Annotated in this window: 9 protein-coding genes; 3 read left to right on the top strand and 6 right to left on the bottom strand. The window is 38.2% G+C overall.

All coding sequences use genetic code 11. From position 1 onward, the window contains the following. Window positions 1–2,630, bottom strand: a 2,630-nt coding sequence (locus tag VLZ86_RS01900) for a TonB-dependent receptor (RefSeq protein ID WP_325448156.1), incomplete at its 3' end; no start/stop codon positions are given. A gap of 179 nt (window positions 2,631–2,809) precedes the next feature. Here VLZ86_RS01900 and VLZ86_RS01895 point away from each other — a divergent pair. Beyond that, window positions 2,810–4,153: a deoxyguanosinetriphosphate triphosphohydrolase gene (locus VLZ86_RS01895; protein WP_325448154.1), complete on the top strand. Its 1,344-nt coding sequence runs from the start codon at window positions 2,810–2,812 to the stop codon at window positions 4,151–4,153. A gap of 412 nt (window positions 4,154–4,565) precedes the next feature. On the opposite strand, the gene dxs is transcribed toward VLZ86_RS01895, so the two are convergent. After that, window positions 4,566–6,344, bottom strand: a complete 1,779-nt coding sequence (gene dxs / locus VLZ86_RS01890) for a 1-deoxy-D-xylulose-5-phosphate synthase (protein WP_325448152.1) — start codon at window positions 6,342–6,344, stop codon at window positions 4,566–4,568. Window positions 6,345–6,405: 61 nt separating this feature from the next. Between dxs and VLZ86_RS01885 the strand changes: the two genes are divergently transcribed. Further along, window positions 6,406–6,855 carry a nucleoside deaminase gene (locus VLZ86_RS01885; protein WP_325448149.1) on the top strand — a complete coding sequence of 150 codons (450 nt, stop codon included), beginning with the start codon at window positions 6,406–6,408 and terminating at the stop codon, window positions 6,853–6,855. On the opposite strand, the gene VLZ86_RS01880 is transcribed toward VLZ86_RS01885, so the two are convergent. From VLZ86_RS01880 to VLZ86_RS01865, 4 genes are all read right to left on the bottom strand, one after another. Further along, window positions 6,852–7,085 carry a hypothetical protein gene (locus tag VLZ86_RS01880; protein WP_325448147.1) on the bottom strand — a complete coding sequence of 78 codons (234 nt, stop codon included), beginning with the start codon at window positions 7,083–7,085 and terminating at the stop codon, window positions 6,852–6,854. The genes VLZ86_RS01885 and VLZ86_RS01880 overlap by 4 nt on opposite strands. Next, window positions 7,085–8,887 (bottom strand): chloride channel protein, encoded by a 1,803-nt coding sequence (locus VLZ86_RS01875; protein WP_325448145.1) that lies wholly within the window; start codon window positions 8,885–8,887, stop codon window positions 7,085–7,087. Before VLZ86_RS01875 ends, VLZ86_RS01880 begins: the two co-directional genes overlap by 1 nt. Before the next feature lie 39 nt (window positions 8,888–8,926). Then, window positions 8,927–10,684, bottom strand: coding sequence for an aspartate--tRNA ligase (aspS, locus tag VLZ86_RS01870; RefSeq protein WP_325448143.1), 1,758 nt, complete (start codon window positions 10,682–10,684; stop codon window positions 8,927–8,929). A gap of 452 nt (window positions 10,685–11,136) precedes the next feature. Next, window positions 11,137–11,289 carry a hypothetical protein gene (locus tag VLZ86_RS01865; protein ID WP_325448142.1) on the bottom strand — a complete coding sequence of 51 codons (153 nt, stop codon included), beginning with the start codon at window positions 11,287–11,289 and terminating at the stop codon, window positions 11,137–11,139. A 466-nt stretch (window positions 11,290–11,755) separates the two neighbouring features. On the opposite strand from VLZ86_RS01865, the gene VLZ86_RS01860 reads away from it, so the two are divergent. Then, window positions 11,756–12,490 (top strand): LytTR family DNA-binding domain-containing protein, encoded by a 735-nt coding sequence (locus VLZ86_RS01860; protein WP_325448140.1) that lies wholly within the window; start codon window positions 11,756–11,758, stop codon window positions 12,488–12,490. Window position 12,491: the final 1 nt, after the last annotated feature.

Raw genomic sequence — 12,491 nt, 5'->3', positions numbered from 1 at the left:
AGAAGATTTTTGATCGAAAAATCAAGTGCTAGATTTTTATTTATTTTGGATCTTAGTATGAAATCCAAGGAGCCAAAAGCTTTATCGACCAAGTTTCCTTTAGTTTCTACCCCAAGGGCATAAAGTCTGTCCGAACTATAGGAATATGCCAACGTAGCCATCAAATTAGCATCAGTATTGAAATCTTTGATATAAGATACATCTGCGTTCAATAAAAAGTTGGAGGCACCGGTAAAGCTGGAAGTGTCGTGGGTTAGGTTGGTGTTGTAATTTGTTTCTTCCCTTACTTTTTCAGAATCTAAATCTTGATGCGTTTGCATATAAGTGGCATTCAGTCCTGCTGAAAGGATATTGGAATGGACGTCATCAAACTTAAAAATGTCTTTTCTTAGTTCTATTTCAGCACCATAAACATAACCGTTATCTCCTGTGTTTATAAAGGAAATGTCGTTGGTTGAAGAGGCTAAAGTGATTTCGTTAATTGGATCTAAAATATATTTACCAAACGCTGTAACTGATAAAAGTTCGGAACTTTTAGGGAACATTTCCCACTTTAAATCCAGATTGTAATTTTGTGAAGGGTAGAGGTCGGGGTTACCAACTTTTACCTCTGTCACATCTTCATAAATAAAGAGGGCTCTTTCTTTAAATTGTGGGAGCGTATAGGTTTTGCTTGCGCCTAATCGTAAATTCTGTTGGTCGTTTAATTCATATTTTAAAATAATGCTTGGCAAAAACTCATTTCTATCAAATGTGTTGCTTTTTCCTGAAGCATCCAGTTGCGTTCTCCAGGACACGGTCTGTTCTACTTTTTCATATCTTAAACCTGCCATGGCCGTTAGTTTATCTGAAAATTTATATTCCAAATTCGCATAACCTGCGTGGATTATCTGTTCGCCGTCATAGGTTTGAGGAGTGAGACCAGCAAAGGATTCAATACCAAATAAATTCTGATCAAAATTTTGTTGGTTTAAGAATAGATCGAGATTGTCCGGATCAATCGGTGAATTTAATTGAGATCCGGAAATCCTGAAATTAAATTGAATGGCTTCAAAACCACGTTTTTTAAGTCGACCGTTATATCCCAATGATAATTTACCTTCGGAATGGCCATCCGCATCTTCATTTAGTAAATAACTTACGGACAGGTTGGCTGCCAACTCATCTTCTACCAGATTTTGATAATAGCGATGGTTATCTGTAATCGTGTTTTGCGCAAAGAGATAACCGTTGGCATCGTCAGAAAACTTCAGGGTGTTCTGACTTCTATCTGGCATGTCGCCTTCTACCTTATTATAGGAAGCTGCCCAATCCAAATCAAATTTGTCCGACAGTTTATGATTTCCTAATAATTGATGGATTAATAAGGTGTTCTGAATATAGGTACTACGCTGGATCAAACCGTTCTCATCTTCAGCAATATCACGGATAAACCCTTGATAAGCATCTCTGATTTGATTTGAAGAGTTAACCATCAGGAAATTATAGGCTATATTATGGTTTGGGTTCAGACGATAATTTGTATTAAACATCCCCGTGGTAGTGGTGTTGTAAGAAAAACGCTCTTGCTGAAAAGACTTTAGTTTTGCGCCTTGTGCACTGACACTTTGGGTGATACCTTCACGATATTCAAAATCATTGTCAAAACTAGCAGTTGCGAATAGGTTGAGTTTGCCTTCATTTCCAATAGCAAAGGATTTGCCTGCTTTTAATCCGAAATTACTTCCTAATGGTTTTTCTTTTACGGGTTCCAAACTGTTTTCAAAATGGTATCCACCAAGCGGATCATTTGGAACACCATAGGAAGAAAAACCCGATCTATTAGGACCATCCTGCAATTGGAAATCGTTAAATTTACTCATGGCATTAGTCCCTATTGTTGAGCTTAAAGAAAACTCAAACATCCCGTTACCTTTATAGTCGATGGAAGTAATATCCACATTCCCGCCGGCGAAATCCCCGGAAATTTTAGGACTATAAACTTTGTCAATCGATATGTATTCGACGATATCTGTTGAGAATAGATCCAGATCTATGTTTTTCTTTTCAGGATCATTAGATGTTACGGGCAGACCGTTGATGGAAGTTGAATTGTAACGATCTCCCAAACCACGCACATAAATGGTATTGGAACCTGCGTGTTTTGAAACCCCTGTAGTCTTGGCAACGGCAGTGGCAACATCACCCACTCCTTTTCTCGATAATTCTTCTATACCAATACTTTGCTTGATTTCCATGGCGTTTTTTTGATTCATTAATAATGCCTTTTCACTTATTTTTCTCGTGCTTGCAGTAATGAGCACTTCATCTAGACTTGCAGCGCTTGCCACCATATCAACATCGATGCTTACTGCTTTTCCTGCTACCAATGCCACTTCCATTTCCTTCGTTTCATATCCTACAAAGCTGTAAACAAGGGTATAGCGCCCTTCATTTAGATTTTCAAAAACGTAGGTGCCGTCCATATCAGAGGTCGTTCCAATAGTGGTACCTTTTATCAGCACGTTTCCGAACGCTAGTGGCTCATTGTTAAATTCCTTATCAATCAATTTTCCTGCAATAGATGCTGTAGATTGTGCATTCATTATTGAGGTGAAAATAAATGGCAATGCTATTAAAATATTCTTCATTTCTTGGTTATAAATAATTACTGCAAAGAAAGCCATGATGTCCAAGAACGAGGTTAACCTAAGATGAAACCTAGATCATAATAAAGTTAGACGAATGTTAGCTTAAGGTAAATTATTACAAAGTGGACATCTTAATTTAACATTGAAAAATGTATCTTGCCAACGCATAAAACCTTACTATGGACTGGGAGCAATTATTATCATTAAAACGATTTGGTGATTCACACAAACGAATCCGTAAAGAACAGGATGAAACCCGTTTGGGCTTTGAAGTGGATTATGATCGCATCATTTTTTCTTCGGAATTTAGAAGTCTTCAGGACAAAACCCAAGTGATCCCTTTATCTCAAACTGATTTTGTCCACACCCGTTTAACCCACAGCTTGGAAGTAAGTGTTGTGGGAAGAAGTCTGGGCAGGAGCGTAGGCCAGAAAGTTTTGGCTAAATATCCGCATCTCCAAAATATCCATGGGTATCAGCCCAACGATTTTGGAGCTATTGTTGCTGCGGCGGCTTTGGCTCATGACATAGGAAATCCGCCGTTTGGTCATTCCGGTGAAAAAGCGATTGGCGAATTTTTTAAAAATGGCAATGGAAAACGCTTTAAATCAGATTTAACGGATAAGGAGTATCAGGATTTATGCGATTTTGAAGGCAACGCCAATGGTTTTAAAATATTAACAGAAAGTCGTGTAGGACGGCTAGGAGGATTGCGTTTAAGCTATGCCACACTTGGCGCTTTTATGAAATACCCGAAAGAATCCTTGCCTAAAAAACCATCGTCGAATATCGCCGATAAAAAATACGGATTTTTCCAAAGTGAAAAAGATGCCTTTGTAGAGGTGGCACAGGAACTCGGATTGGTCAACCGTGGAAATCCTCAAGATTTGAGTTATGCCAGACATCCTTTGGCTTTTTTGGTGGAAGCTGCCGATGACATTTGCTATACGATTATCGATTTTGAAGATGGGATTAATCTAGGTTTGATTGAAGAGGAATTCGCATTGGAATATCTCATCAAATTAGTGAAGAACACCATTAATTCAAAAAATTACCATGCGCTGTCCAACACCGAGGATCGCGTGAGTTATTTGCGCGCTTTGGCAATCAGTACGTTGATCAATGAGGCCGTGGAGATATTCATGACAAATGAAGAAGATATTCTCAGTGGAAAATTTGATAAGGCATTATTGGACGTTTCTAAATATCAAGCTCAAATCAATGACATCATCAAACTAAGTGTTGAAAAAGTATATCAGTCGGAAGAAGTTGTGGATAAGGAAATTGCAGGTTTTAAAATTATTGACGGTATTTTGGATGTGTTTACAGATACCATAAGCCATCATTACCAAGGAACTTTAAGCAACTATCATAAATTAGTGCTAAAAATCTTCCCGAAAACTTTAAATTTAGAACAAGAGAATTTATATGACAGTTTATTGGGCATTTGCAATTACCTTTCAAAATTCTCAGATAGTAAGGCCATTTTAACTCATAAAAAACTGAAGGGAACGCATTTTTAAACAGTATGGTCCGATATAGAATTAAAGACCGCTGCGCTTATAGAATCAAGAACAAAGACTTGATTTTAACTAATTGACAAACACATATTGTTTAAGCTAAACTTGTCCCATCACTTCTGTAGAAATAATTTCTAAAAAATAAGATGTCCTTTTAAAAATCCATAACATCCTTTGTTTTAACTGGGTTTATTTACTTTTATATTTTTACTAAATACTAATGATTTTACATACCTTTAATCGATTAGTTTACTTTCAATCGATAAATTGGTATGTTTGGGAGAGTCCTAACTCAATTATTATGAAAAGGAATGCGTTAACCGCCCTCCTTATTCTTTGTATAACTGTCGTCTTTTTATTTGTATTGAATGATCTCTGAATTACAAAAGAGCAACCAACCCATGTCCATTCGCATTTAGTGGGCCGTAATAAAGAGTAGCGCTGCTTCTATCGTTTTGACAATAGAGTTGGCATCCAAGTGTGCCAATTGTTGCAATTGGGCAACATTGCCGTGTTCCATAAAAGAATCTGGAATACCCAGTGTTTTTATGGGAATGGAATACTGATGTTCGGCTGCAAATTCCAAAACTGCCGATCCAAATCCGCCTTTGACTGTACCATCTTCAACGGTGATGAGATATTTGAAAGTTTTAAATATCTCATGTAGGAGTGCTTCATCCAAAGGTTTTACAAATCGCATATCGTAATGGGCAACTTTCGTTTTACCATTCAATTTTGCAATGGCTTCTTTGGCATTTTCTGCGATGAATCCAACCGTTAAAATGGCGATATCACTTCCTTGTGTAAGTATTTCGCCCGTTCCAATCTCTAGTTTTTCAAAAGGTTGTTTCCAATCTGGAATGACCCCATATCCACGTGGATACCTGATGGCAATAGGATGTTGAAGTCCTAATTGCGCCGTGTACATGATATTTCGCAATTCGATTTCATTGCGCGGTGCAAAAATGATGAGGTTGGGAATGCATCTCAAATAAGCCAAATCGAAAACACCGTGATGGGTGGCGCCATCTTCACCTACAAGTCCTGCCCGATCTAAACAAAAAATAACCGGCAGATTCTGCAAGGCGACATCATGAATGACTTGGTCGTAGGCACGCTGTAAAAAGGTGGAATAGATATTGCAAAAAACCATCATCCCCTGTGTGGCCATTCCTGCAGAAAGTGTCACGGCATGTTGTTCTGCAATGCCCACATCAAACGCCCGATCTGGCATTTGATCCATCATATATTTTAAGGAACTTCCAGTGGGCATTGCAGGGGTAATGCCTACAATCTTCGGATTTTTTTCCGCCAATTCCACAATGGTCACTCCAAAAACATCTTGGAATTTTGTGAGTGTAGAAGCCATTTTTATAGCCAATTCTCCAGTGGCTGAATCAAATTTTCCAGGAGCATGGTAAGTGACTTGGTTTTCTTCAGCTTGCCTAAGTCCTTTGCCTTTGGTGGTAATGACATGCAAAAACTTGGGGCCTTTTACGGATTTGAGTCGCTTGAGTTCCTTAATGATGGTATTAAGATCATGTCCATCAATAGGCCCGGTATAATCAAAATTTAAGGCCTCAAAAATATTGTCTTGTTTCTCAGTGCCTTTTTTGACGTTGGTCAAATATTGTTTTAAGGCGCCAACACTCGGGTCAATGCCAATGGCGTTGTCATTAAGGATCACAAGTAAATTAGCATCGGTTACACCGGCATGATTGAGACCTTCAAAGGCCATTCCGCTGGCGATGGAGGCGTCGCCAATAATGGCAACATGATGTCGGTCATCACCTTTTAATTGTGAGGCAATGGCCATTCCTAGCGCTGCAGAAATAGAGGTGGAAGAATGCCCAACACCAAAGGTGTCAAAGTCGCTTTCATCTCGTTTAGGGAAGCCACTAATGCCATGAAGTTGTCGGTTGGTGTGAAAAATGGATTTTCTGCCGGTCAAGATTTTATGGCCGTAAGCTTGATGTCCAACATCCCAAACCAATAGATCTTCTGGCGTGTTATAAACAAAATGGAGGGCAATGGTCAGTTCCACTACGCCAAGGCTAGCGCCTAAATGCCCTTCTTTGGTAGCGACAATATCAATAATAAAGTCGCGCATTTCTTTGGCAAGCTGCGGCAAATCTTCTTGATTTAAGGTCCTTAAATCAGAAGGAGAATGGATATGATCCAAGAATTTTTTCATCAGAGTACAAATGTAGCATTTGAAATTGTATTTTTGATTTTTAACCTTTGAAGATTGTTTGGTGGAAAATCCTTTTGACGATATCTATTTTATGAAAAAAGCTTTACAGGAAGCGGAATATGCCTTTGAGAAGGGTGAAATACCTGTAGGTGCATTGATTGTGATTGATAACAGGATCATTGCAAGAGCACATAATCTCACTGAACTTTTGGTTGATGTAACGGCTCATGCTGAGATGCAAGCCATCACTGCGGCCTCCAATTTTTTAGGAGGAAAATATCTCACCAATTGCACCCTATATGTCACAATGGAGCCTTGCCAAATGTGTGCTGGTGCCTTGTATTGGAGCCAAATAAGCAAAATTGTCTATGGGGCGAAAGATGAGGAGAGGGGGTGTGGTGTTTTGAACACTAAACTCCATCCTAAAACCATTGTGGTTGGGGGCGTTTTGGCAGAGGAGTCATCACGATTGCTAAAACGGTTTTTTATTGAAAAACGAAATCTGAATTAGAAATTGTGTTTTTCCTTATCGCGCATCTTGTCGAGATTTTCCTTGGTCAACATATAATCCCTAAAGTCTTTATCTTTCCAACGGTAATAGGCAAATAAAGGAAATACCAGAACAAATAGTCCCATGGTTCCAAAGCCGATCATTTTTTGGGAATAGACACTTTCAAAAATAAAACCTGCGGCAATGCTCCCTAAAGCAGCTATGGCCAAAAAAATTATGAGATATTTCATTATTTGTTAAAGTTAATCAATTGCCGTCTATAGGCAGTCAATAGTTTGGATTTTGAAACGAAACCATCATACTTTCCGTTTTTCAAAACAGGAAGGTTCCAAGCACCAGAACTTTGAAACTTGTCCATCACGGTCTGCATCGTATCTTCTTCAAAATTAATTATATTTGGAGGATTATGTAAATAATCTTCTACGAAAGTAGTGTCGTACAATTTCTGATCAAATAACAATTCTCTAATGTCATCCAATAAAATAATTCCTAAAAACTGATTATCAGCATCGGTTACGGGGAATAAATTTCGAGTGGATTTTGATACGCCTTCATGGAGCATTTCCCCAAAAGTCATTTTTGGATGCAAGGTTATAAAGTTTCTCTCAATCACACTTTCAAGTCGCATAAGGGTCAAGACATTCTTATCTCTGTCATGGGTTAATAAATCGCCTCGCTCTGCTAATTCGCGTGTGTAAATGGTGTGTTCCATATAATTTTTGGTGATCATATATGAAATGGCCACGGTTATCATTAAAGGAACAAATAAGGCGTACCCTCCGGTAATTTCAGCAATTAAAAAGATGGCGGTCAATGGTGCGTGAATGACGCCTGCAATCAATCCTGCCATTCCTACCAAGGTGAAATTGGCTTCAGAGACATGAAATCCTAAGCCTACATTGTTCAATATTTTAGCTATCACATTTCCTAAAGCGCTTCCCATCACCATGGTTGGAACGATAACGCCGCCTACGCCACCCGCTGCGAAAGTGGTGGTCATGGCAACGACTTTAAAAAGCGTAAAACCGAGGAGAAGGACAATGACTATCCAAATATTATCCAGATACTTATCAAACGGATTGGTGCCCAAAGCGTTTAAATAATTACCACTGAACAAATCACGGGTAAAACTCAATCCTTCCCCATACAATGGTGGAATAAAATAAAGCATGATCCCTATGGCCAAACCGCCAACCAACAACTTTACAAAGCGCGATTTAAATCGGTCAAAAAAAGCATAAATCGCAAAATAGATTTTAGTAAAATACAGTGAGGCAATACCTGTACCGATTCCTAAAATGATATAGAATGGAGTGTCAGAAATTGTAAAATTATCTGAAACCACAAAGTTGAAAAGTACCTCATCTCCTAAAAAAAAGTAAGAAGTCAAAATTGAACATATGGAAGCGATTAGCAAAGGCAATAAGGAGACAAAGGTCAAATCCAGACTAAACACTTCAATGGCAAAAACAATCCCGGCTATGGGCGATTTGAACATAGATGCCATAGCGCCTGCGGTGGCACAGGCAATGAGCAAGGTCCTTGTTTTTCTATCCACATGCAACAGCCTACTTAAATTAGAACTCAATGCAGATCCTGATGTAATTGCTGGACCCATTAATCCCACAGATCCTCCAAAGCCTACGGTCAATGGCGCAAGGATTAAAGGATGATAGATAAGTTTATAGGACATTAGCCCTTTTTGTCTCAAAAGCGAATATAACAGGGAGGGAATAGCTCTCTTTAAAAATGAAGGTACTGAGGGTTCCAACTCTTTTTTTGCCAAGTATTTTCTAAAGAGATATACCAGGAGTAGACCGATAAATGGTAAAATAAAGTAAAGTTGATTTTCCGAAAAAATAATACCCTGTTCCAAGGCTTTCTGTATGGCAAAGGTGATGTTTTTTAATGCTACAGACGCCAAGCCTACCATAAGGCCTACAATTATACATAGTACATAAACATAGTTTTTTTGAGAAATATATTTATATCTCAAAATTAAAAAACGTTTTAGTGACTTGTGTTTTGGCATTGCTTTATACAAAATGTCCTGCATAAGGCAGGACATATATTATTTTGATTTTATGTTAAGTTTTAAACTTAGTTCTTCAAGTTGTTTCTCATCAATTGGTGCAGGCGCATCAATCATGACGTCACGACCAGAATTGTTTTTAGGAAATGCAATAAAATCACGAATGGTTTCCTGTCCGCCCAAAATAGCGACCAATCTGTCCAAACCAAAGGCCAATCCACCGTGTGGCGGTGCCCCATATTGAAATGCATCCATTAAAAATCCGAATTGCGCATTGGCTTGCTCTGGCGTAAACCCTAAATAATCAAACATTAGGGCTTGGGTTTTCTTATCGTGAATTCTTATGGAACCACCACCAATTTCGTTACCATTCATTACCAAATCGTAGGCATTTGCTTTTACTGCGCCCGGATTGGTGTTTAAAAGCTCCAGCTGTCCTGGTTTTGGAGCCGTAAACGGGTGATGCATGGCGTGGTAGCGTTTGGTGTCTTCATCCCATTCCAATAATGGAAAATCGACCACCCATAATGGGGCAAACTCTTTAGGATTACGAAGGCCTAGGCGAGTGGCCAGTTCCATCCGTAAGGCACTTAATTGCGGTCTTACTTTATGGGCATCTCCTGACAGCACACAAATAAGGTCACCAGGTTTTGCTCCGGTCAATTCGGCCCATTTGGCCAAATCTTCTTGGTCATAAAATTTATCAACGGACGATTTAAAGCTACCGTCGTCATTATATCGTGCGTAAATCATGCCCAAGGCACCAATTTGCGGACGTTTTACCCAATCAATCAATTGGTCTATTTCTTTACGTGTATAAGTGTTGCCACCAGGGACCGCAATACCAATCACTAATTCAGCGCTGTTGAATACACCGAAATCCTTATGCTGGGAAACGGCATTCAACTCACCAAATTCCATCCCAAAACGGATGTCCGGTTTGTCGTTCCCGTATTTTTTCATGGCTTCATCATAAGTCATACGCGGGAATTTTTCGATGTCAATCCCATTGACCTCTTTCAATAAATGACGTGTCAGACCTTCAAAAGCATTTAAAATATCTTCTTGCTCAACAAATGCCATTTCACAGTCAATTTGTGTGAATTCAGGTTGTCTATCAGCGCGTAAGTCTTCATCCCTAAAACATTTCACAATTTGGAAATATTTGTCCATGCCGCCCACCATCAACAATTGTTTGAAAGTTTGCGGACTCTGTGGAAGTGCATAGAACTGGCCTTCATTCATCCTGCTTGGCACTACAAAATCACGTGCACCTTCTGGCGTTGACTTAATTAAATACGGCGTTTCTACTTCTATAAAACCTTGGTTTGATAAGTAATTGCGGACTTCGTGCGCTACTTTGGCCCTAAAGATCAAACTGTTCTTTACAGGATTTCTTCGGATATCCAAATAGCGGTATTTCATACGTAATTCTTCACCGCCGTCGGTATTGTCTTCAATGGTAAACGGTGGGAGAATAGCCGAATTTAAAATGGTCAACTCTGAAACTAAAATCTCGATATCTCCCGTTGGAATATTTGCATTTTTGGAAGCACGCTCAATAACGGTACCTTTAACTTGAATAACGTACTCACGGCCTAAGTTTTGCGCTTGTTCCATTAAGGCTTTCGAGCTGCGTTCATCATCAAAGATAAGCTGTGTTATGCCGTAACGGTCGCGCAAATCTACCCAAAGCATAAATCCTTGATCGCGCACCTTTTGCACCCAACCTGAAAGCGTAACCTCATTATCGATATGTGATGCTCTTAACTCACCACAGTTGTGACTTCTGTACATAGTATGAAAAATTGAAGTGCAAATTTAATGAAGTTATATGAGTATCAAATAAAAAGAGAAAACAATTGTTGGGTTTTACTTCTATCTGAGGTTTAGTGAATTTATTCCATGGCTCGACCTATCTGTTCGAGTTCATTGGACGAAATTCGTCCCTTTCCAAACTTATCAATATCTATCACATAAGTTTTTGAAATCGCATCATGCCAACCTTTTCCTTTTGCACCCAGAAAAGAAAATGCTTCAAAGGAATTCTCCGGCAGAGGCTTCTGATTAAAATATCCTTAGGTCTTGGTTTTGCTCCATTAATCATGATGACTTTGGTGTTTGTGCGTATTTGCCGAGAGATCTGGAGGTCATACTTTCAAAAAAATAAAATAGTAAAATACAATCAAGAAAGAGTCAATTAGTAATTCCTGAGTGAGAGATAAGCACACAAAAAATCCGCTCAGTTCTTAACTGCCCAAATAGGCGCCTAAGTAGAATACGCTATAGACAATCCCGTAACTAATAATATAAAACGGAAATAAATCGATGAGGTTATTTATGAAACGTTTGGTTTTACTGGCAAGCATTTCTTCAGTAATTACTGTATTTTTGTAGTCCATTTTTTAAACTAATCAATTTGAGATCTCAACTATCGGATACTGGACTCAAATAAAAGCAAAAGCATCACCTTCAAAATTGAGAAAGAGATGCTTTTCCTAAAAATTAACTAAAACTAACCAGATAATTGTTTAATAACAGGGGTTTTTATTAAAAAAAGCCAGGGACGAACCCTGACTTTTTAAGTGATTAATAGCATTTAATCTAAAAGTGAATCCCCACGATCACTTTTGTGTTGGGGTAATTAATAAAACCCTATGTCAAATATGATAAAATTTGAACTCATATTTAGGAGTATTTGTATGGATGGTAGGAAATAATGTATAGATGGTATTTCTTAGGGGGTTTTCGAACAAACCTCAGGGGTGAATTTCCGAAAACGCGATAAAATGGACACACTACACATTAAACCCTACTAAGCATACATTTCTATGCACATTCCAACCGTAATAGTATTATATTTAAATTATGATAAAAGCTGTAATTATTGATGATGAGCCTAAGGCGATACAAAGTCTCACTTGGGAGCTTTCCGGTTTTAGTGATGAGATAGAAGTTATCAAAACTTTCACGAGTCCTGAAGACGCTATTGATTATATAGACAACAATTACCTTGATTGTCTGTTTTTGGATATTCAAATGCCCACAATGGATGGTTTTCAACTTTTAGGGAAACTTACCAATAAGGATTTTGCAGTGGTTATTACCACGGCGTATAATGAATTCGCGATTAAAGCGTTAAAGAATGAGGCTATAGATTATTTATTGAAACCTATTGATTCTGATGACTTGGAGGAAACTATAAAGAAAGTTAAAAGATACACGTCCAAATTGGTGAATTCCAACAAGATTGAAGAAGTACTGCTTAATTTTAATGCGAGATTTGATCAAAAAAGAATTACGATCAATACCGACGGGAAACTTATTTTTTTGGATGCTGAAGAGATTGAATACGTAGAGTCAGACGGTAATTATAGTACAATCGTCATGGATAATGCCCAAAAAATTGTCATTACAAAGAAATTGAAAGAGGTGAACGATATTTTGCCTGAAAATCAATTTTTTAGGATTCACAATTCATATATTATCAACCTAAAAAAGATAAAAGAATTTCTAAAAAGTGAAGGTTATGTTGTCATGGCGTCAAATTTTAAAATCCCTGTGTCCAGACAACGAAAATCCGATTTTTTGGAAAAGTTATAAA

Source organism: Gelidibacter sp. (assembly GCF_035515035.1).
In the GTDB taxonomy this organism is placed as follows: Bacteria; Bacteroidota; Bacteroidia; order Flavobacteriales; family Flavobacteriaceae; genus Gelidibacter.
Note: the sequence above shows the minus strand (reverse complement) of the source record. Positions and strands in the feature narration are given on the sequence as shown.